Source organism: Geodermatophilus sp. URMC 63, from assembly GCF_053502565.1.
The window spans coordinates 2,952,783-2,973,094 of the sequence record NZ_CP199956.1 but is presented as its reverse complement, the minus strand read 5'-3'; the positions used below and the strand labels follow the sequence as shown (position 1 = coordinate 2,973,094).

Genomic DNA, 20,312 nt, shown 5'->3' with positions numbered 1-20,312 from the left:
AGCCCGGTCAGCCCGCGACGGCGGTCAGCGGACGACGGCGCGCGACGAGGACGGCCAGCCCGCCGAACGCGGCGGCGAACCCGGCCAGCGCGGCGACGGCCGTGGCCGACGGCAGCTGCCCGCCCGCCGCGGCGTAGCCGGCCTGGGCGTACCAGTACGACGGCAGGCCGTGCGCCACCGCCCGCAGGCCGGAGGGGAACAGCTCGACCGGCACCCACAGCCCGCCGAGGGCGGCCAGCACGGTGGCGACGATCCCGGTCGCACCGCCGGCGGCCTTGGTCTCCAGCGCCCAGCCCAGCAGCAGCCCGAGGGCGACGAACACCGCCGACCCGAGCCACAGCACGCCGACCAGCCCGGCCCACTCGACGGGGCGCAGGTGCACGCCGTTGACGAAGCGCCCGGTCAGCGCGACGACGACCAGCGGCGGCAGGGTCAGCAGCATGCCCACGGCGACGTCGACGGCGACGACCGACGTCTGCGGCACCGGGGTGACGCGCAGCTGGCGCAGCCAGCCCGAGGCCCGGTCGAAGGAGAGCCGGATGGTGGCGCCCAGGGCCGCACCGATGGCGCCGTAGGCCATCATCGCGACCATCGTCCCGGCCGCCTGCTCGGGGCTGATCCCGTCGGGGGTCCCGGCGAAGACCTTGGTGAAGAAGACGGTGAACAGCGCCGGCAGCAGCACGGTGAAGAAGAGGAACTGCCGGTTGCGCGCCACGCGGCGCAGCTGGAAGACGAACAGCGGGCTCATCGGGTCGCTCCGGAAGTGGTGAGGGACAGGACGGCGTCCTCGAGGCTGGCGCCGCGGACCTCCAGATCGGTCAGCGGGACGCCGCCGGCGAGCAGGGCGCGCAGCGTGGCCTCGACGTCGGTGGTGGCCAGCGCGACCGTGCCGCCCAGCCGGTCGGCGCCGACGACGCCGGGGACGTGGTCGAAGGCCGCGCCGTCGGGGGCGGTGAAGCGGACGGTGCGCCCGGCGACGGCCGAGCGGATGCCCGCGGACGGGCCGTCGGCGACCACCCGGCCGCCGGCCAGCACGACGACCCGGTCGGCGACGGCGTCGGCCTCCTCGAGGTGGTGGGTGGCGAAGACGACGGTGGTGCCCCGGGCGGCCAGCTCGCGCATCGTGGCCCAGAAGGCGCGGCGGCCCTCGACGTCCATGGCCGAGGTGGGCTCGTCGAGCAGCAGCAGCGGCGGCTGACCGGCCAGGGCCAGCGCCAGCAGGACCCGCTGCCGCTGGCCACCGGAGAGCGCCTCGACGTCGCGGCCCAGCAGGCCGGCGATCCCTGCGGTGGCGACCAGGTCGTCGAGCGGCCAGGGGTCGGCGTAGCTGCGCCGCACGAGGTGCAGCACCTCGCCGACGCGGGCCTCACCGGGCAGGCCGCCGTGCTGGAGCATCGCGCCGACCCCGCCGGCGCGGACGGCGTCGGCCGGTGCGCGGCCGAGCACGCGGACGGTGCCCGCGGCGGGGCGCAGCAGCCCCAGCACGGCACTCACGGTGGTGGACTTGCCCGCCCCGTTGGGGCCGAGCAGCGCGACGGTCTCGCCCCTGCCGATGTGCAGGTCGAGGGCGTCGACGGCGAGCACGTCGCCGTGGCGGACGGTCAGGCCGTCGATGTCGAGGGCGTTCGCAGGCACGCGACGAGCCTGGCGCCGCGGGGGGTGCGCGCAGTAGTGCGGGACGTCGCGACCCCGACCTGACATCCGTCAGCTCCGGCCTCCCTGCAGGGGCCCGCCGCAAGCCTGCGAGCGGTGGGGGGCAGGGAGGTCCTTCCTCAGTCCGTGAGGTCGCGGACGACGGCGTCGGCCAGCAGCCGGCCGCGGTCGGTGAGGACCGCCCGCCCCGCGGTGTGCGCGGCGGGGTCGAGCAGGCCGCGGACCACGGCGTCGGCGGCGCGCAGCCGGCCGGCGTCCGACAGCGCGGCGAGCGGCAGTCCGTCGCGCAGCCGCAGGCCGAGCATCACGGTCTCCAGCGCCCGGTCGGCGGGCTCGAGCACCTCGGAGTCGGCGACGGGGAGCTCCCCCGCGGCCAGCCGCTGCGCGTACGCCGCGGGGTGCTTGACGTTCCACCACCGCACCCCGCCGACGTGGCTGTGCGCGCCCGGCCCCACGCCCCACCAGTTCGCGTTGGCCCAGTACAGCTCGTTGTGCCGGCAGCGGGCGGCGTCCCCGCGCGACCAGTTGCTCACCTCGTACCAGTCGAACCCGGCGGCGCGCAGCGCGGTGTCGGCCTGCACGTAGCGGTCGGCGAGGACGTCGTCGTCGGGCATCGGCAGCTCGCCGCGGCCGATCCGGCGGGCCAGCCGGGTGCCGTCCTCGACGATGAGCGCATAGGCGCTGACGTGGTCGACGGGCGCGGCGAGGACGGCGTCGAGCGAGGCGGCCCAGTCGGCGTCGGTCTCCCCCGGTGTGCCGTAGATGAGGTCGAGGTTGACGTGCTCGAACCCGGCGGCGTGGGCCTCGCGCGCGGCCTCGGCGGCGCGGCCGGGCGTGTGCCGCCGGTCGAGGACGGCCAGCACGTGCTCGGCGGCCGACTGCATGCCCAGGCTGAGCCGGGTGAAGCCGGCCGCGCGCAGGGTGGCCAGGGACGCCGGGGTGACCGACTCGGGGTTGGCCTCGGTGGTCACCTCGACGTCGGCGGCGACGGGGAACAGCTCGCGGACGGCGGCCAGCACGGCGGCGAGGTCCTCGGCGGGCAGCAGCGTCGGGGTGCCGCCACCGACGAAGACGGTGGAGACGGTGGGCAGGTCGGGGCCGAGGGTCTCCGCCGCGCGGCGCAGCTCGGCGATCGCCGTCCCGGCGTACTCGGCGCGGTTGGCGCCGGGGCCCAGCTCGTCGGAGGTGTAGGTGTTGAAGTCGCAGTAGCCGCAGCGGGTGGCGCAGAACGGCACGTGCACGTAGAGCCCGAAGGGCGTGCGGGCCAGCCCCTCACGGGCGCTGTCGGGGAGCTGCAGGGTCCGCGGTGGGAGCTCCAGCAGCGGCAGGACGGCGTTCATCTGACCCCAGTGTGCCGCGCCCGGCAGGATGTCCGGTCGTGGCTGACGACGACGTGCTGCAGGTCTCGGTCGGACGCGGGGTCGCGACCCTCACGCTCGACTCCCCTGCCAACCGCAACGCGCTCTCCCGTGCGATGCGGGCCCGGCTGCGGGAGTCCCTGGACGCCGCGCTGGCCGACGACGCGGTGCGGGTGGTCGTGCTCGACCACACCGGCCGGGTGTTCTGCTCGGGGATGGACCTGTCCGAGGCCGCCGGCGCCGGCGCGGGCGACCAGGGGGTGCGCGAGCTGCCCGCGCTGCTCGAGCGCGTGTGGACCGCGCCCAAGCCGGTGGTGGCCGTCGTCCGCGGCCCGGCCCGCGCGGGTGGGGTCGGGCTGCTGGCCGCCTGCGACGCCGTGGTGGCCGGCGCGTCGGCGACCTTCGCGTTCTCCGAGGTCCGGCTGGGCATCGTGCCGGCGGTGATCTCCGCCGTCGTGCTGCCGCGGGTGCTGCCGCACGTGGCGCACCGGCTCATGCTCACCGGCGAGGTGTTCGACGCGGCCACCGCCGCCGCCGGCGGGCTGGTGGACCTGTGCGTGCCCGACGACGAGGTGGACGCCGCCGTCGCCGGTCAGGTGCGGGCGCTGGCGGCCGGCTCGCCGTGGGCGCTGGCGCAGACCAAGCGGCTGCTGCGCGCGGGCGGTCTGCGCGGCTCGTTCGACGACCTGCTCGACCTCTCCGCGCAGGCCTTCGCCGGCGAGGAGGGGCAGGAGGGCATCGCCGCCTTCCGGGAGAAGCGCCCGGCCCGCTGGGTGCCCGCGGCGGAGTGACCGCCGTGGTGCCGGCCGGCTCCCGCGCGGGGACGCTGTCGCCATGACCGAGACGGACGACCCCCGCGCCCGCTTCCGCGCCCTGCCCGAGCCCGTCGATCCCGACGACGCCGTCGAGACGGTCGACGCGGGTGCCGTGCGGCCGATCTCCACCGCGAGTGACGAGCGCGACCGGCTGCTGCGCGAGGCCGGCGGCGCCTGACCCACGGGTGGAGCCGCCCTGCGGACCCAGTCGTGCTCTGCCCACCGGTGTGGGCAGAGCACGAAGCGCGGCAGAACCCGACCCTCCGGGTGCAGTCGTGCTCTGCCCACCGGTGTGGGCAGAGCACGAGGTCGCCGGACCCCCAGAGGGCGGTCTCCGGGTCAGCGCAACCGGCGGGAGTTGTCCGGCAGCCGCTCGGTCACGCCGCGGGCGTCCAGCCACTCCATCAGCGGCACGGCCACCCGCCGCATCGTCCCCCACGCCGACCGGGCCTGGCTGAGCGTGAACGGCTGCGGCACCGCGGCCAGCCGCCCCCGCGCCACCTCCTCGACGCCCGGCGCCAGGTAGACGCCCTCGGCGATCCGCACCAGCTGCCCGTCGCGCACGGCGGCGGCCAGCTCCCGCGGGCCGAGGCGGGCGGCGCGCAGCTCGTCGGCGTCCGGTGCGGCGAAGGGGTCGGCGGCCAGCCGCGCGCGGATCGCGTCCACCGCCCGCTGCACCGCCGGCGGCAGGCCCGCGGCGGCCACCACGACCCGGCCCTCGCGCAGCGCCAGCGGCGGCCGCACCGCGAGCGCCACGAGGTCGTCGGCGGGCAGGTCCAGCTCCCGCCGCACCACGGCGACCGGCGGCCCGGGTTCCAGCGGGTGGGCCTGCCGGTGGGCGGCCACCAGCCCGGGCACCCGCCGCGCGAGCTCGCCGACCAGCCCCGGGGCCAGCAGCCACGGCCCGGCGCGGACGGCGTCGTCGGGCACCGGCCAACCCATGGCGGTGAAGTCCGCGGCGCGCACCACCCGGCGCCGTGCGAGGTCGGCCGCGGCGCCGGCCGGTCCGCTCGCCTGGGCGTCCAGCTCGGCCGCCCGCTGCCGGGCCGCGCCGCGGCGGCGCAGCTCGGGCGGGGCGACGTCGCGGACGTCGGCGCCGACCACCCGCCGGGCGCCGGGGTCGCGCAGCAGCACGCGGTCGCCCACCCGCAGCGGCAGCGGGGTGGCCAGCCGCAGCCGCAGCGCCGCCCCCTCCAGCGGCCGCACCCGCACCGGGACCGCCGCCGACCCCAGGTGCAGCACCGCCTCGGCCGGCAGCCGGTCCTCCGGCTCGGCCGCGAGCACGACGTCGGCCTCGGCGGTGGACCGGAAGGCGCCGGGGGCGAGCAGCGCGTCGCCGCGGGAGAGGTCCTCCACCGCGACGCCGCGCAGGTTGAGCGCCACCCGGGCGGTCGCGCTCGCCCGCTCCACCGGCCGGCCGAGCGACTGGACGCCACGCACGCCCACCTCCCGGCCGCCGAGCTCCAGCCGATCGCCGGCGGCGACCGAGCCGGCGGCCAGCGTGCCCGTGACGACCGTGCCGGCCCCGCGGATGGGGAACGCCCGGTCGATCCACAGCCGCACCGGTGCGCCGGGGTCGGGTGCGGGCAGCCCGGCCAGCAGCGTCTCCAGCGCGGTGGCCAGCTCTGGGACGCCGCGGCCGGTCGGCGCGCTGACCGCCACGCCCGGGACCGCGCCCATCGAGGTCGCGGCGAGTCGCTCGGTCGCGTCGGCCAGCACCGGCGCGGGGTCGGCGAGGTCGGCCTTGGTGACGGCGAGCAGCGCGTGCTGCACGCCCAGGGCGTCGAGGACGGCGACGTGCTCGGCGGTCTGCGCCGACCAGCCGTCGTCGGCGGCGACCACCACCAGCGCGGCCGGCACCGACCCGACCCCGGCCAGCATGTTGCCGACGAACCGCTCGTGGCCGGGGACGTCGACGACGGCGACCACCCGGCCCGAGGGCAGCGTCGTCCAGGCGAACCCGAGGTCGATGGTCAGGCCGCGGCGGCGCTCCTCCTCCCAGCGGTCGGGCTCCATGCCGGTGAGCGCCCGCACGAGGGTGGACTTCCCGTGGTCGACGTGCCCGGCGGTGGCAATCACGTCCATGCGCGGGCCACCTCCAGCACCGCGGCGGCCAGGTCGTCGTCGGACGACGGCGGCACGCTGCGCAGGTCGAGCAGTGTGCGGCCGTCGGCGACGTACCCGACGACCGGCCGCGTCCCGAGGCGCAGCGGCCCGGCGAACGGCTCGGGCAGCGAGACCGCCGCGCTGGGCAGCGGGTGCTCGGGCGCCCCTCCCCCGCCGACCCGCGCGGCCGAGTCCACCGCCCGCGCGTCGACCCCGGCGCCGACGAGCCGGGCGGCCAGCTCCCCGGCCCGGCGGCGCAGCGCGGCGACGTCGGCGGCGAGCATCTCCTGCACCGGCGGCAGCGGGCCGCGCAGCGTGGCCTCCAGCGCCGCGAGGGTGGTCTTGTCGACCCGCAGCGCCCGGTACAGCGGGTGCCGGCGCAGCCGCTGCACCAGGTCCGCCCGGCCGAGCACCAGCCCGGCCTGCGGACCGCCGAGCAGCTTGTCACCGCTGCAGAGGACGAGGTCGGCGCCGTCGGCCAGCGTCGTCTGCAGGTCGGGCTCCTCGGTCAGCACCGGGTGCGGGCGCAGCAGCCCCGAGCCGACGTCGGCGACCAGCGGGACGCCGCTGCCGGCCAGTGCGGCGGCGAGCGGCGCGACCGGCACCGACCGGGTGAACCCGCGGACGACGAAGTTCGACGGGTGCACCTTGAGCACCGCGCCGGTGCCCGGGCCCAGCGCACGGGTGTAGTCCTCGAGCGCCACCCGGTTGGTCGTCCCCACCTCGCGCAGCCGGGCACCGGTGGACTCCAGCAGCTCGGGGATGCGGAAGCCGTCGCCGATCTCCACGAGCTCGCCGCGCGCGATGACCAGCTCCCCGCCGAGCGCGGTGGCCACCAGCGCGAGCGCGGCCGCGCAGTTGTTCACCACGATGGCCGCCTCGGCCGCCGGCACCGCGGCCAGCAGCGCGGCGACGGCCGCCTCGCCGCGCGGCCCGCGCCGCCCGCTCCGCAGGTCGAGCTCGACGTCGGTGGTCCCGCTGGCCGCCACCACGGCCTGCACCGCGGCCGGCGACAGCGGCGCGCGCCCGAGGTTGGTGTGCACGAGCACCCCGGTCGCGTTGAGCACCGGGCGCAGGCTGCCCGCGCCCCTCGGCAGGCCGGCGAGCACGGCGGCGACGGACTCGTCCGGTGGCAGGGAGCCCTCGCGCACCCGCTGCTGGACGGTGCGGACGGCGTCCTTGACCAGCTCGCGCCCCAGCCGGGCGGCGGCGGCGGCCAGCGCGGGGTCGGCCAGCAGCGTGTCGGTGCGCGGCACCTGCCGGCGGGGATCGGTGCTCATCGCCGCCGAGGGTAGGTGGAGCGCGGGACCGGCCGGTCCCGCGCTCCACCGTCTCAGCAGGCGTTCCCCGCCGCTCCGGCGAAGCCGGGCCTGCTCGCCGGCGGCCGCGCCACCGCCCGCCGGCCCAGCTCGCCGCCACCCCCCGGTGACCGACCAGTGCTGCCCGCCGACGGTGACCTCGGCGAGCTCGAAGGTCGTCTTGTACGGCGAGAACGCCACGTGCTCGTTGACCGCGTACAGCGCCTGGGGCGCGCACAGGAACAGCGCCAGGGCCCGGTCCTGCACGGAGGCGTCGATCCGCTCGGCCACCTCGACCAGCGCCCCGCCGTCGAGCTGCACCTCCATCTCGTCGAACAGGTCGTCGAAGCCGTCGTCGGGCGGGGTGTTCCAGGTGATGAACAGCCAGTTCAGCGGCGAGGGGTCGACGACGTGGACGGTGCCGACCGGTTCCGGTGGTGCGGTCATGCGGGCCTCCCCCGGCTGAGGCGCATGTGGTCCGACTCACACCGCACCGAGGACGGTAGGCCCCCACCCGGTTGCGCGACTGTCCGACCGGGGAGGTCAGCCGCCGGCCGGCGGGTCCGGCAGCCGGACGGGACAGGAGGTGCCGAGCTGGTCCATCGTCTCGGCGTCGACGTCGGTGCGGACGGCGGCGTGGAACCGGCTGATCATCTGGCTGAGGCCGCAGGTGAAGGTGATCTCCAGGACCTGCTGCACGCTGACGTGCTCGCGCAGTGCCGCCCACGTCGCGTCGTCGATGGGCTGCATGAGCGTGGACTTCCGGCAGAAGACCACGATCGCCGCCTGGGCGGGCGTGAACAGCCCCTCGGGCAGCGGGTCGTCGAGGACGCGGCCCCGTCCCGGGTCCCGCCCTGAGCCTGCGAAGGGTGGGGAGGACGGGGTCCTTTCAGTAGAAGCACTCGTTGGTGACGGCGGAGGTGTAGTACGCGAGCTCCCGCTGCACCGGGTCGAGGCTGTTGCCGAAGGAGGCGACCTGCCCGAGCTCGAGCACCGCCGCGAGGATGTCCGGGTGGTTGGCGATGCCGCGGTAGACGTTCACCTCGCGCCCGCGGCTCTGCCGGACCACCCCCAGCAGCTCGCGCGCCCTCGGGTCGGCGTCCGGGTCGTCACCCGAGACCAGGGGGATGCGTGCCACCGTCGCGCCTCCTCGGACGTGCCGGCCCGGAGCAGCGTCGTCCCGGCCGTCCGGCCGGGACGACGTCCCCGGCCGGACGGCGAGCTGGCGGAGGCGGACGGGAATCGAACCCGCCTGACCGAGGTGCTCGGCCACGTCGGCTTTAGAGGCCGCGGGGGCCACCAGGCGCCCTGACGCCTCCGCCGGGGAGCCTACGGTGGCTGCGTGACCACCGCTCCCGCACGGATCCGGCTCACCCAGTACGCGCACGGCGGCGGCTGCGCCTGCAAGATCCCGCCGGGCGAGCTGGAGGCCGTCGTCACCGGGCTGACCCGCACCGGACCGGCCGACCCGGCCGCCGAGCTCGTCGTCGGCCTCGACGACGGGGACGACGCGGCCGTCGTCCGGATCGCCGGCGGGCAGGGGCTGGTGCTGACCACCGACTTCTTCACCCCGGTCGTCGACGACGCGCACACCTTCGGCCGGATCGCCGCGGCGAACGCGCTGTCCGACGTCTACGCCATGGGCGGCACCCCCGTCGTCGCGGTCAACCTGCTCGGCTGGCCGCGCGACGTGCTGCCGGCCGAGCTCGCCGCCGAGGTGCTGCGCGGCGGGCTGGAGGTCGCGCAGGAGGCCGGCTGCCACGTCGGCGGCGGGCACTCCATCGACGACCCCGAGCCCAAGTACGGCATGGCGGTGACCGGCGTCGTCGACGTCGACCGGATCATCCGCAACGACGCCGCCGTCGCCGGGACGCCGCTGTCGCTGACCAAGCCGCTGGGCGTGGGGGTGCTCAACAGCCGGATGAAGGCGACCGGCGAGGTCAGCGAGGAGGCCGTGGCCTCGATGACGGCGCTCAACCGCGACGCCGGGTGGGCCGCGGTGGCCGCCGGCATCCGCGCGGGCACCGACGTCACCGGCTTCGGCCTGCTCGGCCACCTCTACAAGATGGCGCGGGCCAGCGGCGTGACCGCGGTGGTCGACGCCGCCGCCGTCCCCTACCTGGCCGGGGCGCGCGCGGCGCTGGCCGGCGGGTTCGTCTCCGGCGGCACCCGGCGCAACCTCGACTGGGTGCGGCCGCACGCCGACCTCTCCGCCGTGGACGAGGGCGAGGCGCTGCTGCTGGCCGACGCGCAGACCTCCGGTGGGCTGCTGCTGGCCGGCGAGGTCCCGGGCGCGCCGGTGGTAGGCGAGTTCGTGCCGCGGCAGGAGCACGTGGTCGTCGTCCGCTGACCGCGCGCGGTGTCGCCCACCGGTCCGCCGTGTCCTAACGTCCGGGCACATGCGCGCCGTCTTCGTCTCCACGCCCTCGCCCGACGACCCGCTCTCCGTCCTGGAGGTCGGCGACCGCCCCGAACCGGAGGCACCCGACGGCTGGACGACGGTGCAGGTGAAGGCCGTCTCGCTCAACCACCACGACCTGTTCAGCCTGCGCGGGATCGGCCTGCCGCAGGAGCGGATGCCGATGATCCTGGGCACCGACGCGGCCGGCCTGGACGAGGACGGCAACGAGGTGGTCGTCCACGGCGTCGTCGCCACCCCGGAGTGGACCGGCGACGAGACGCTCGACCCCAAGCGGACGCTGTTCTCCGAGCTGCACCAGGGCACGATGGCCGAGCGGGTCGCCGTCCCCCGGCGCAACGTGCTCCCCAAGCCGGCCGAGCTCTCCCTCGCCGAGGCCGCGTGCCTGCCGACGGCCTGGCTGACCGCCTACCGGATGCTCTTCGTCAAGTCCGGGCTGCGGCCCGGGCACACCGTGCTGGTGCAGGGCGCCAGCGGCGGCGTCGCGACCGCGCTCACCGTGCTCGGCAAGGCCGCCGGCTTCCGCGTGTGGGTAACCGGCCGCAGCGAGGAGAAGCGGCAGGCGGCCCTCGACCTCGGCGCCGAGCAGGCCTTCGAGTCCGGCGCGCGGCTGCCCGAGCGGGTGGACGGCGTCATGGAGACCGTCGGCGAGGCGACCTGGAGCCACAGCGTCAAGTCGCTCAAGCCCGGAGGCGTCATCGTCACCTCCGGGGCCACCACCGGCTTCAACCCCGGCGCCGAGCTCAACCGCGTCTTCTTCACCCAGCTGTCGGTCATCGGCTCCACGATGGGGACCCGCGACGAGCTCGAGGCGCTCATGCGGATGTGCGTGGCCACCGGCGCCCGCCCGGTGGTCGACGTCGAGCTGCCGCTGGAGCAGGCCCGCGAGGGCTTCGCGCGCATGCACGAGGGCCGCACCGCCGGGAAGATCGTCTTCACGCTGCCGTGAGCCCGGCCGACCGGGTGGTCGCCGCGCTCCGCGAGGCCGGGGTGGACGCCGAGGTGCGCCGCTTCGACCGGCCGGTGCCCACGGCGGCCGCCGCGGCCGCGGCCCTCGGCTGCGCGGTGGGCGCCATCGCCAACAGCCTCGTGTTCGACGCCGACGGCGCGCCGCTGCTCGTGCTCGCCAGCGGCGCGCACCGGGTGGACACGAGCAAGGTGGCCGCGCTCGTGGGCGCGCAGCGGGTGCGGCGGGCCACTCCGGAGTTCGTCCTCGCCGCCACCGGCCAGGAGGTCGGCGGGGTGGCGCCGACCGGCCACCCCGCCCCGCTGCGCGCGGTGGTGGACGTCGACCTCGCGGCGCACCCGCTCCTGTGGGCAGGTGGCGGCGACCACCGCACGATGGTCTCGCTCACCTACGCCGACCTGCTGCGGGTGACCGGAGGCGACGAGGCGGCCGTGGCCTGAGCTCCACGCCCGCCTGGGCAGCGCCCCCGGCCGGGTGAGCAGTTGCGGTCGCCCCTGACGGCGCGTCGGTGCGTGTCGACGGCCCCAGGTGCGCACTCGGCAGCAGACGTCAACGTGGGTTGACACCCTCCCTCACGTCAACCATAGTTGACGGCATGGCCGACACAGCACAGGTGGCCTCCGCCGCCAGCAGCCGCGATCCCGCGGTCGGACTGCGCGCGGTCCGCGCACTGCGGACGCTGGTCGAGCGACTGGAGGCCCTACAGGTGGAGAACGCCCGCGACCAGGGCTGGACGTGGGAGCAGATCGCCCAGCTCCTCGGTGTCACGAGGCAGGCGGTGCACAAGAAGCACGCAGGCGGCCGCGGGCCGCTCCGGCGGAGGGACTGACCGTGTTCGAACGCTTCACACCCGACGCCCGGCAGGTCGTCGTCCTCGCTCAGGAGGAGGCCCGCGCCCTCCGGCACGCCCACGTCGGCACCGAGCACCTGCTGCTCGCCCTGCTCCGGCTGGACACCCCGACCGCCACCGTCCTGCGCCGGCACGGGCTCGAGCACGACGCGGTCGCCGAGGCGGTCGCCGCCCACCTCGGCGGCGGGGACCTCGACGCCGAGGCGCTGCGCACCCTGGGCATCGACCTCGACGCCGTCCGGGACGCCGCCGAGGCCACCTTCGGGCCGGGCGCCCTGGACGCCCCGGGGCGCGGGCGGCAGCGCGACGGCTCCGGGCACATCCCGTTCACGTCCCGTGCGCGCAAGGTCCTGGAGCTCTCGCTGCGCGAGACCCTGGCGATGCGGTCCAAGCGCATCACCGACGGCCACATCGTGCTCGGCCTGCTCCGCGAGGGCCAGGGGCTGGCCGCGAAGGTGCTGCACGACCGCGGGGTCGACCTGCCCGCTCTGCGCGCGGAGCTCAGGCTCCTGCTGGACTCCTGACCGGACTCCCGACCGCCGCACCGCGCAGCAGGACCAGCGCCGCGGTCGCCGCCAGCCCGGCGGCGACCGCGGCGCCGGCGAAGACGGTGTGCAGCTGGGTGAGCACGGCCGCGTCGGTGGCCGCCTCGTAGGCGGGGCAGTCGGCCGGGGAGGCCGGGCAGACGGTCAGCGGCGACCCGATCGCCGCGACCTCGGCGGTGAAGCGCCGCAGCGCGACGGCGGTCAGCAGCGAGAGCCCGACCAGCATCCCGACGGTCCGGGCGACGACGGCCAGCGCGCCGGCGCTGCCGTGCACCGCGGGCCGGGTGACCGCCAGCAGCACGGCGTTGACCGGCGCGATCGCCAGGCCGAAGCCCAGGCCGGCCGCGAGCAGGACGGCGGTCGAGGTCCAGGAGTCCAGCGAGGCCTCGCCCCAGCCGGTCATCGCCCACAGGGCGAGCCCGGCCAGCGCCATCCCGCCGGCGGCGACCAGCCGGGGCGGCACTCCGCGGCACAGCCACCCGCCGGCCACCGCGCCGACCGGGACGGCCACCAGCAGCCGCAGCAGCACCAGCGCCGCGCCGAGCTGGTCGCCGGGCGTCGTCGTGGCGCGGGCGAACAGCGGGACGTCGACCAGTGCGGCCACCAGCGCCACGCCGACCAGCAGGTTGACCACCAGCGCGCCCCACGCGCCGGCCGGGCGCAGCTCGCGCAGCGGGAGCACCGGGTCGGGCGTGCGCCGCTCGTGCAACCAGAAACCGGCGGCGGCCAGGGCGGCCAGCGGCAGCAGCACCGGCCCGTGCGCCACGACCTGGGTGGCCGGGTCGGCCGCGGCGAAGGCCCACACCAGCGAGCCGAGCGCGGCGACGGCGAGCAGCGAGCCGAGGACGTCGACCTCGCGGGCCAGGCGCGGCAGCCCGCGCAGCGGCAGCACCGCGCCGTCGGGATGGCCGGTGCTGCGCGCGACCAGGGCGAGGCCCGCGACGGCGGCGACCACGACCAGCGGCGTCGACGCGGCGACGTCGTCGGCCAGCGGCACCCAGGCCAGCCCGAGCGTGACGTCCTCGGCCAGCGCCGCAGGCTCGGCCAGCTGCAGCCCGGCGGCAGCACCCGTGACCAGCAGCAGGACCAGGCCCACCGGGTCGGGGCGCCGGTCGCGGCCGGTGACGACGACGCCCGCCGCCAGGGCCAGCCCGAGCAGCAGGTTGAGCCAGAAGACCGCGCGCCAGTCGCTGACCGCCAGCACCGCCGCGCCGGCCAGCGGGCCGAGCACCGCGCCGGCCTCCTGCACCGCGCCGACGACGCCGAGCGGCAGCGCCCGGCGCTCCGGCGGCCAGCGGTCGGCGACCAGCGCGAGCGTGGCCGGCACCAGCCCGCCGGCGCCCACGCCCTGCAGCCCGCGGCCGGCGATGGCGGGGCCCAGGCCGGCCGCCGTCGCCGTCAGCAGCGACCCGAGGGCGAACAGCAGCAGGCAGCCGATGAGCACCGGCACCCGGCCGCGGAGGTCGGCCAGCCGGCCCAGCAGCGGCAGCGTGGCGGTGTAGCCGAGCAGGAACCCGCCGACGATCGGCGTCGCCCGCTGCAGCTCGTCGATGCCGACACCGACCCCGGCGAGGATGTCGGGCAGCGCCAGGACGACGACGTAGGTGTCGGCCGCGGTGACCAGGACGGCCAGCGTGGCGAGGACGACCAGCGGCAGCCCGGGGACGGCGTGCCCCGGCGGCGCGGCCGGCTCAGCCGGCAGGCGGCGCGGTGATCTCGACATCGGCGCCGAACTCGCTGAGCTCGATCGTGAAGGTGGCGTCCTGCCCGGCCGTGTAGAAGGGACCGGTCAGCTCGGCGCGGCGCAGCTCGCCGCTGTCGGTGGCCACGGAGAAGCGCGCCTGCACCGGCTGGGCCGGGTCTCCGCTGGTGAGCACCTGCTCGACCAGGTCCCCGGGCAGCTCGGCGCTCACCTCGCGCACCACCTCGCCGTCCACCCGGCGCTCCTCCCCCAGCTCGGCGGAGTCGGCCTCGGCCAGCAGTCGGGAGATCCCGGTGTCGGCGTCGAGCAGCGCGCCGGGGTCGCCGAAGCCGAACTGCGCGGGGTCGACGACGCTGTAGCCGGTCGTGAAGGGCAGCTGCGCGTAGACGGTGCCGTCGACCGAGACGACGGCGAGGTCGACCGGCGAGCCCGCGGCCAGCACCTGCAGCGTCCCCTGGAACGACGCCGGCCGGGCGACGTCGCCCTCCCCGCCGACCAGCGCCGTGCCGGTGGTGGGTGCGCCCTCGCTGGTGAGCACGAAGTGCAGGCTGCTGGCCTCGTCGAGCGTCGTCTCGGCCCGGGCCAGGAGCTGGTCGGCGGTCTCCGCCGGCTCGCCCCCGCCGCAGCCGGCCAGCGTCGGCACGGCGACCACCACCCCGGTGACGAACCCGGCGGCACGGCGCAGCAGCATCGACAGACCTCCCCGTCGCACCGGTGCACCCGGCGCGACGGGACGGTAGCGCGCGCGGCGGCTCAGGCCGGGGCGCCGGTCCGCGCCGCCACCCGGGCGATGCGCTCGGCGATCTTCGGCTGGTCCTTGACCGGCAGGTGGTGGAGCGCCGGGGCGATCTCGGCGATCCGGTACCGCTGGGTCGTGGTGGCGCGGAACAGCCGGCCGGTGGTGACGCCGTGGTCGGGGCGGTGCACCACCTCGACGTGGTCCCCGGGGCCGACGTCGCCGGTCTCGAGCACCCGCAGGTAGGCGCCGGTGGCGCCGTGCGCGGTGAAGCGCCGGACCAGCTGCGGCACGCCCCAGAAGCGCTCGAAGTTCGCGCACGGGATGCGGCAGGCGGTGACCTCGAGCAGCGCCGTCCCCACCCGCCACCGCTCGCCGAGGACGGCGCCGGTGAGGTCGAGCCCCGCGGTCCGCAGGTTCTCCCCGAACCGGCCGGGCGGCAGCTCGCGGTCCACTTCCGCGGCCCACCAGTCGGCGTCCTCCTGGGCGTAGGCGTACACCGCCTGGCCCTCGCCGCCGTGGTACTTGCGGTTGACCTGGACGTCGCCGTCGAGCCCCAGCTCCCTGACGGTGACCCGGCCGGTGACCGGGCGCTTGTCGATGCCGCTGCGGTTCGGGCGGCGGTCGGGCAGGGGCAGCAGGTCCGAGCCGGAGACGCAGACGGCCAGCAGCCGGCCGGTCACTTCTTCGAGGCGGTGGACTCGGCGGTGGAGAGCGCGGCCACGAAGGCCTCCTGGGGGACCTCGACGCGGCCGACCATCTTCATCCGCTTCTTGCCCTCCTTCTGCTTCTCCAGCAGCTTGCGCTTGCGGGTGATGTCACCGCCGTAGCACTTGGCCAGCACGTCCTTGCGGATGGCGCGCACGGTCTCGCGGGCGATCACCCGCGAGCCGACGGCGGCCTGGATGGGCACCTCGAACTGCTGCCGCGGGATGAGCTCGCGCAGCTTGCCGGCCATCATCACGCCGTAGCTGTAGGCCTTGTCCTTGTGCACGATCGCGCTGAACGCGTCGACGGCCTCGCCCTGCAGCAGGATGTCGACCTTGACCAGCTGCGACTCCTGCTCGCCGGCCTCGGCGTAGTCCAGCGACGCGTAGCCGCGGGTGCGCGACTTCAGCGCGTCGAAGAAGTCGAAGATGATCTCGCCGAGCGGCAGCGTGTAGCGCAGCTCGACGCGGGACTCGCTGAGGTAGTCCATGCCGCCGAGCTGGCCGCGCCGGCTCTGGCACAGCTCCATGATCGCGCCGGTGTAGTCGGTCGGGGCGATGATCGTGGCGTTGACGACCGGCTCGTAGACCGCGCCGATCTTGCCTGCGGGCCAGTCGCTGGGGTTGGTCACCGTGATCTCGGAGCCGTCCTCCATGACCACCCGGTAGACGACGTTGGGCGCGGTGGAGATGAGGCTGATGCCCGCCTCGCGCTCCAGGCGCTCGCGGACGATCTCCAGGTGCAGCAGGCCGAGGAAGCCGACACGGAACCCGAAGCCCAGCGCGGCCGACGTCTCCGGCTCGTAGGTCAGCGCGGCGTCGTTGAGCAACAGCTTGTCCAGCGCCTCGCGCAGCAGCGGGTACTCGCTGCCGTCGATCGGGTACAGGCCGGAGTAGACCATCGGCTTGGGGTCGCTGTACCCGCCGATCGGCTCGGCGGCCGGTTTGTGCTGCAGCGTGACGGTGTCGCCGACGCGGGACTGGCGGACGTCCTTCACGCCGGTGATGAAGTAGCCCACCTCGCCGACGCCGAGGCCGTCGACCGGCTTGGGCTCCGGGGAGATCACGCCGATCTCGAGCAGCTCGTGGGTGGCGCCGGTCGACATCATCCTGATGCGCTCGCGGCTGGAGATGCGCCCGTCGACGACGCGCACGTAGGTGATGACGCCGCGGTAGATGTCGTAGACGCTGTCGAAGATCATCGCGCGGGCCGGGGCCTCGGCGTCGCCCTCCGGGGCGGGGATCTGGGCCACGATCGCGTCGAGCAGCTCGGGCACGCCCTCGCCGGTCTTGCCACTCACGCGCAGGACGTCGGTGGGGTCGCAGCCGATGATGTGCGCGATCTCCGCGGCGTACTTCTCGGGCTGGGCGGCCGGCAGGTCGATCTTGTTGAGGACCGGGATGATCGTGAGGTCGTTCTCCAGGGCCAGGTAGAGGTTGGCCAGGGTCTGCGCCTCGATGCCCTGCGCGGCGTCGACGAGCAGGACCGCGCCCTCGCAGGCGGCCAGCGACCGGGACACCTCGTAGGTGAAGTCGACGTGGCCCGGGGTGTCGATCATGTCCAGGACGTACTCGGCGTCCCCCACCGTCCACGGCAGCCGCACGTTCTGCGCCTTGATGGTGATGCCGCGCTCGCGCTCGATGTCCATCCGGTCGAGGTACTGCGCGCGCATCTGCCGCGCCTCGATGATCCCGGTGACCTCGAGCATCCGGTCGGCCAGCGTCGACTTGCCGTGGTCGATGTGGGCGATGATGCAGAAGTTCCGGATCCGGGCGGGATCGGTGGCAGCGGGAGTCGTCACAGTGCCGCCATCGTCCCACGAGGTGCCACCTGCGCGGAGCACCGTGCCCGGAGGGCTCTGCCGACCGGGGTGGGACGCCGCGCGGCGCGCTGGTAACCTGGCAGGCCGGTCCGCTGGCGCACGCCGTCCGGACGCACTGACAGACTCCCTCCTGCGAGACACCGAGGCTCACGCGTGGCGAACATCAAGTCCCAGATCAAGCGGAACAAGACGAACGAGAAGGCGCGCCAGCGCAACGTCGCCGTCAAGTCCGCCCTGAAGACGGCCGTCCGCCGCTTCCGCGAGGCCGCCGCCTCCGGCGACACCGCGGCCGCGACGACGGCCCTGGCCCACGCCACCAAGGCGCTGGACAAGGCCGCCAGCAAGGGCATCATCCACAAGAACCAGGCGGCCAACCGCAAGTCGGGCATGGCCAAGCAGCTGACCAGCCTCTGAGCTGCGTCCCGGTGCTCCCGGCGAGCCCCGTCCCTCCGTGGGGACGGGGCTCGCCGCGTCTGTCGTCGCTGTCCGGGGTCCCCGCCGGCCGGCGCGGGTGGCGCCGGGCCGATGTCAGCGGCCGGCGCGGGTGCGGGCGGCGCGGCCGGTGACCGCGCGGATGGCGACGATGCGCCGGACCGCCCGCTCCAGGGCGTAGTCGGCGCTGGCCGCCGCGCCCTTGACGTCGGCGTTGAGCTCGGCGGCGACCCCGATCGCCTGCTGCAGGCCCTCGATGCTCCAGCCGCGGGCCTGCGACTGGGCCTTCTTCACCTTCCACGGCGGCAGCTTCAGCGCGCGGGCGAGCTCCCCGGTGTTGCTCGTGTTCAGCGAGGTGACCCGGGCGGCGGTGCGGATGCCGTCGGCGATGGCGTCGGCGATGAGCACGTGCGCGACGCCGCGGTCCAGGGCCCAGCGCAGCATCTCCAGTGACCCGGTGCGGTCGCCGACGAGCACGCGCTCGGCGACGGTGAAGCCGGTGACCTCCGCCTGCCCGCGGTGGAAGCGGGCGACGGCCTCGTCGTCGATGACGCCGCCGAAGTCGGCGACCAGCTGGGTGGCCGCCGAGGACAGCGCCCGCAGGTCGGCCCCGACGGCGTCGACGAGCGCGGTGACCGCTTCCGGCGTGATCCGCCCCCCGGCCCCGCGCACCTCGTTGCGGACGAAGGCCGCCCGGTCCCCCGGCGAGGAGATCCTGGCGCACTCGTCGACGGCGGCGCCCGCGGCGGTGAGGGTCTTCAGCAGGGCCTCGTTGCGCTTGCCGCCGTGGTGGACGACGACCAGCGTCAGCTCGGGGTCGGGGTCCTGCACGTAGCCGGTCAGCGCGTCGACCAGTGCCCCGGCGGCCTCGTGCACCCCGGTGACGACGACGAGGCGGTGCTCGCCGAACAGCGAGGGCGCCAGCACGTCGGCCAGCTGCCCGACCGGCAGGCCGAGGGCGGCGAGCTCGTGGACCTCGGCGTCGGGGTGCCGCTGGAGGACCGCGGCCCGAACGGCGGCCACGGCGCGGGAGCGCAGCAGCTCCTCCTCGCCGACGACGGCCCGCAGCCGGGAGGTCGGTGCCGGGGGTGCCGCTGCCACGGGCCGATGGTGTCACGCCGGGGTGACGACACCGCCGCGGTCCCGGGCGGCGCGCGACGCGGGCTGCGCGGACGCCGTCGACGCGCCCGGCGGTGGGCTGCGGGCTCCCCTCCGGTGCCGGTCCGGCCGCGGAGCCGGAGGCACCGCCGCGGACCGCGACGCCCCAGTCCCCGGCCGACCCGACGACGGCCAGGTCGCCCTCGCGGTCGGTGCGGTGCACCTGCACGCCGTCCCGGGCCAGCTCCGCCAGCAGCCGCGGCGCCGGGTGCCCGTAGGTGTTGTCGGCGCCGACCGAGACGAGCGCGACGCGGGCCCCGGAGGCGGCGAGGAAGGCCGGGTCGGCGTCGGCGCTGCCGTGGTGCGGGACCTTGAGGACGTCGGCGCGCAGGTCGACGCCGCGGGCGAGGATGCGCGCCTCGGCGGTGGCGCCCAGGTCACCGGTGAGGAGCACGCGCACGCCGCGCTGGGTGACCCGCACGACCAGCGACAGGTCGTTGGCCGCCGCGGCCGCGGTGGCGATCTCCGGCGGTGGGGCGAGGACCTCCAGCTGCGCGGTCCCCACGACCTTCCGGTCGCCGGGTCGCAGCACCTCCCGCCGTGCCCCGGCGCGGGCGGCTGCCCGGTCCAGGCCGGGCGCCCGCTCGTCGGCCGGCGACAGCGTGCCGGTGGCGACCACCCCCACCTGCCTGCCGTCGAGCGCGCCGCCCAGCCCGCCGGCGTGGTCGGCGTCGAGGTGCGAGAGCAGCACCAGCGGCAGCCGGTCGACGCCCAGCCGGTCGAGGCAGCGGTCGACCGGGCCGACCTCGGGGCCGGCGTCGACCAGGACCGCCTCCCCCGGGCCGGTCGGCACCACCAGGGCGTCGCCCTGCCCGACGTCGCACGCCACCAGCACCGCCTGCGCCGGCGGCCACCCGTCGGCGACCTGGCGCAGCGGCCAGCCGAGCACCAGCAGCCCGACGAGGGCGGCCAGCCCGAGGACGCGCAGCCGCTGGTGCCGCCACAGCAACCACCCCGCGACCAGGAGCAGGAGGGTGAGCAGCAGCGCGCCCCGGGTGCCGGCGGGCCACCCGGTGGCACCGTCCGGGAGGGCGGCGGCCGACCGGGCCACGACGACCAGCCACCGCACCGGCCACCCGGCCAGCCAGACGAGGGCGTCCGCGGCCGGGGGCAGGAGCGGGCCGGCGAGCGTCCCGAGCAGCCCGAGCACCGTCGCGGGGGCCACGGCCGGTGCGGCGAGCAGGTTGGCCGGCAGGGACACCGGGCTGACCAGACCCGACAGGCCGGCGACCAGCGGCGCGGTGGCCAGGCCGGCGGCGGCGGCCACGGCGACCGCGTCGGCGAGCACACGGGGCCAGCGCCGTGCCCGCAGGCGCGCGGACCAGCCGGGTGCCAGCAGCACGATGGCCGCCGTCGCGACGACCGAGAGGGCGAAGCCGGCGTCCCGGGCGAGACCGGGGTCGAGCAGCAGCAGCACGACCACGGCGGCGCACAGCGCCGGGACCGCCGCCCTCGCCCGGCCCGAGGCGAGGGCCAGCAGCGTCACCGCGCCCATCGCGGCTGCCCGCAGGACGCTGGGTTCCGGCCGGGCGAGCACCACGAAGCCGGCCAGGCCCACCGCCGCGACGACCGCCTGCACGCGGCGGTCGACCGCCCGACGCCGCAGCGGCGCGAGCACGCCGGTCAGGACGATCGCCACGTTGGCGCCGGAGACGGCCGTGAGGTGCGTCAGGCCGGCACGGCGGAAGTCCTCCTGCAGGACCGGGTCCATGCCCCGGGTGTCCCCCACCACCAGGCCGGGCA

General features: G+C 76.5%; 19 protein-coding genes, 1 tRNA gene and 2 pseudogenes. 8 read left to right on the top strand and 14 right to left on the bottom strand.

From position 1 onward, the window contains the following. Positions 1–7 precede the first annotated feature (7 nt). From ACWIZO_RS14665 to hemW, 3 genes are all read right to left on the bottom strand, one after another. Positions 8–748, bottom strand: coding sequence for an ABC transporter permease (locus ACWIZO_RS14665; RefSeq protein WP_448638394.1), 741 nt, complete (start codon positions 746–748; stop codon positions 8–10). Next, positions 745–1,635, bottom strand: coding sequence for an ABC transporter ATP-binding protein (locus tag ACWIZO_RS14660; protein ID WP_448638393.1), 891 nt, complete (start codon positions 1,633–1,635; stop codon positions 745–747). Before ACWIZO_RS14660 ends, ACWIZO_RS14665 begins: the two co-directional genes overlap by 4 nt. A gap of 137 nt (positions 1,636–1,772) precedes the next feature. After that, a complete protein-coding gene (hemW, locus tag ACWIZO_RS14655; protein WP_448638392.1) occupies positions 1,773–2,993 on the bottom strand; it encodes a radical SAM family heme chaperone HemW in 1,221 nt (406 codons plus the stop codon). A 38-nt stretch (positions 2,994–3,031) separates the two neighbouring features. On the opposite strand from hemW, the gene ACWIZO_RS14650 reads away from it, so the two are divergent. Continuing rightward, on the top strand, positions 3,032–3,802 hold the full coding sequence (locus ACWIZO_RS14650) for an enoyl-CoA hydratase-related protein (protein WP_448638391.1): 771 nt from the start codon (positions 3,032–3,034) through the stop codon (positions 3,800–3,802). A gap of 43 nt (positions 3,803–3,845) precedes the next feature. Beyond that, positions 3,846–4,004, top strand: coding sequence for a hypothetical protein (locus tag ACWIZO_RS14645; protein ID WP_448638390.1), 159 nt, complete (start codon positions 3,846–3,848; stop codon positions 4,002–4,004). A 161-nt stretch (positions 4,005–4,165) separates the two neighbouring features. Here the strand turns inward: ACWIZO_RS14645 and selB are convergent, their stop codons facing one another. The 5 genes from selB to ACWIZO_RS14620 all read right to left on the bottom strand — a co-directional run bounded on the left by selB (position 4,166) and on the right by ACWIZO_RS14620 (position 8,549). Continuing rightward, positions 4,166–5,911, bottom strand: coding sequence for a selenocysteine-specific translation elongation factor (selB, locus tag ACWIZO_RS14640; protein WP_448638389.1), 1,746 nt, complete (start codon positions 5,909–5,911; stop codon positions 4,166–4,168). Further along, positions 5,902–7,677: an L-seryl-tRNA(Sec) selenium transferase gene (gene selA, locus ACWIZO_RS14635; RefSeq protein WP_448638388.1), complete on the bottom strand. Its 1,776-nt coding sequence runs from the start codon at positions 7,675–7,677 to the stop codon at positions 5,902–5,904. The genes selB and selA overlap by 10 nt, the downstream gene beginning before the upstream one ends. Positions 7,678–7,773: 96 nt before the next feature. After that, the gene (locus ACWIZO_RS14630) at positions 7,774–8,007 is read right to left on the bottom strand and encodes a hypothetical protein (RefSeq protein ID WP_448638387.1); all 234 of its coding nucleotides are present in this window, start codon (positions 8,005–8,007) and stop codon (positions 7,774–7,776) included. A gap of 112 nt (positions 8,008–8,119) precedes the next feature. Further along, positions 8,120–8,368: a hypothetical protein gene (locus ACWIZO_RS14625; protein WP_448638386.1), complete on the bottom strand. Its 249-nt coding sequence runs from the start codon at positions 8,366–8,368 to the stop codon at positions 8,120–8,122. 85 nt (positions 8,369–8,453) lie between these two features. Then, positions 8,454–8,549 (bottom strand) — tRNA-OTHER (locus ACWIZO_RS14620). Positions 8,550–8,593: 44 nt separating this feature from the next. On the opposite strand from ACWIZO_RS14620, the pseudogene selD reads away from it, so the two are divergent. From selD to ACWIZO_RS14595, 5 genes and pseudogenes are all read left to right on the top strand, one after another. Beyond that, positions 8,594–9,618 (top strand): annotated as a pseudogene (gene selD, locus ACWIZO_RS14615) (selenide, water dikinase SelD). 11 nt (positions 9,619–9,629) lie between these two features. Further along, the gene (locus ACWIZO_RS14610; RefSeq protein WP_448638385.1) at positions 9,630–10,598 is read left to right on the top strand and encodes a zinc-binding dehydrogenase; all 969 of its coding nucleotides are present in this window, start codon (positions 9,630–9,632) and stop codon (positions 10,596–10,598) included. After that, positions 10,595–11,056 (top strand): YbaK/EbsC family protein, encoded by a 462-nt coding sequence (locus ACWIZO_RS14605; protein ID WP_448638384.1) that lies wholly within the window; start codon positions 10,595–10,597, stop codon positions 11,054–11,056. The genes ACWIZO_RS14610 and ACWIZO_RS14605 overlap by 4 nt, the downstream gene beginning before the upstream one ends. Positions 11,057–11,211: 155 nt before the next feature. Then, on the top strand, positions 11,212–11,445 hold the full coding sequence (locus ACWIZO_RS14600; protein WP_446759440.1) for a helix-turn-helix domain-containing protein: 234 nt from the start codon (positions 11,212–11,214) through the stop codon (positions 11,443–11,445). Between the two features lie 2 nt (positions 11,446–11,447). Next, complete coding sequence (locus tag ACWIZO_RS14595) at positions 11,448–11,990, top strand: Clp protease N-terminal domain-containing protein (protein ID WP_448638383.1); 543 nt, start codon at positions 11,448–11,450, stop codon at positions 11,988–11,990. On the opposite strand, the gene ACWIZO_RS14590 is transcribed toward ACWIZO_RS14595, so the two are convergent. The 4 genes from ACWIZO_RS14590 to lepA all read right to left on the bottom strand — a co-directional run bounded on the left by ACWIZO_RS14590 (position 11,968) and on the right by lepA (position 16,958). Further along, positions 11,968–13,734, bottom strand: coding sequence for an MFS transporter (locus ACWIZO_RS14590; protein WP_448638382.1), 1,767 nt, complete (start codon positions 13,732–13,734; stop codon positions 11,968–11,970). The two genes, ACWIZO_RS14595 and ACWIZO_RS14590, sit on opposite strands and share 23 nt — an antisense overlap. After that, positions 13,703–14,404, bottom strand: coding sequence for an LppX_LprAFG lipoprotein (locus tag ACWIZO_RS14585; protein ID WP_448638381.1), 702 nt, complete (start codon positions 14,402–14,404; stop codon positions 13,703–13,705). Before ACWIZO_RS14585 ends, ACWIZO_RS14590 begins: the two co-directional genes overlap by 32 nt. 62 nt (positions 14,405–14,466) lie before the next feature. Further along, on the bottom strand, positions 14,467–15,132 hold the full coding sequence (locus ACWIZO_RS14580; RefSeq protein WP_448638380.1) for an MOSC domain-containing protein: 666 nt from the start codon (positions 15,130–15,132) through the stop codon (positions 14,467–14,469). After that, a complete protein-coding gene (gene lepA, locus ACWIZO_RS14575; protein WP_446759435.1) occupies positions 15,129–16,958 on the bottom strand; it encodes a translation elongation factor 4 in 1,830 nt (609 codons plus the stop codon). Before lepA ends, ACWIZO_RS14580 begins: the two co-directional genes overlap by 4 nt. 174 nt (positions 16,959–17,132) lie before the next feature. Here lepA and rpsT point away from each other — a divergent pair, with 174 nt between their 5' ends. Further along, positions 17,133–17,393: a 30S ribosomal protein S20 gene (gene rpsT / locus ACWIZO_RS14570; protein WP_204693604.1), complete on the top strand. Its 261-nt coding sequence runs from the start codon at positions 17,133–17,135 to the stop codon at positions 17,391–17,393. 114 nt (positions 17,394–17,507) lie between these two features. Here rpsT and holA read toward each other — a convergent pair whose 3' ends face one another. After that, positions 17,508–18,512, bottom strand: a complete 1,005-nt coding sequence (holA, locus tag ACWIZO_RS14565; RefSeq protein WP_448638379.1) for a DNA polymerase III subunit delta — start codon at positions 18,510–18,512, stop codon at positions 17,508–17,510. Between the two features lie 403 nt (positions 18,513–18,915). After that, positions 18,916–20,280 (bottom strand): annotated as a pseudogene (locus tag ACWIZO_RS14560) (ComEC/Rec2 family competence protein); the annotation flags it as partial. Positions 20,281–20,312: the final 32 nt, after the last annotated feature.

Bases quoted from the DNA above. Each gene is read 5' to 3' on its own strand.
- ACWIZO_RS14610 (WP_448638385.1), top strand. From the start codon at position 9,630: ATGCGCGCCGTCTTCGTCTCCACGCCCTCGCCCGACGACCCGCTCTCC.
- ACWIZO_RS14600 (WP_446759440.1), top strand. From the start codon at position 11,212: ATGGCCGACACAGCACAGGTGGCCTCCGCCGCCAGCAGCCGCGATCCC.
- ACWIZO_RS14665 (WP_448638394.1), bottom strand. From the start codon at position 748: ATGAGCCCGCTGTTCGTCTTCCAGCTGCGCCGCGTGGCGCGCAACCGG.
- selA (WP_448638388.1), bottom strand. From the start codon at position 7,677: ATGACCGCACCACCGGAACCGGTCGGCACCGTCCACGTCGTCGACCCC.
- ACWIZO_RS14645 (WP_448638390.1), top strand. From the start codon at position 3,846: ATGACCGAGACGGACGACCCCCGCGCCCGCTTCCGCGCCCTGCCCGAG.
- ACWIZO_RS14590 (WP_448638382.1), bottom strand. From the start codon at position 13,734: ATGTCGAGATCACCGCGCCGCCTGCCGGCTGAGCCGGCCGCGCCGCCG.
- selB (WP_448638389.1), bottom strand. From the start codon at position 5,911: ATGGACGTGATTGCCACCGCCGGGCACGTCGACCACGGGAAGTCCACC.
- hemW (WP_448638392.1), bottom strand. From the start codon at position 2,993: ATGAACGCCGTCCTGCCGCTGCTGGAGCTCCCACCGCGGACCCTGCAG.
- ACWIZO_RS14585 (WP_448638381.1), bottom strand. From the start codon at position 14,404: ATGCTGCTGCGCCGTGCCGCCGGGTTCGTCACCGGGGTGGTGGTCGCC.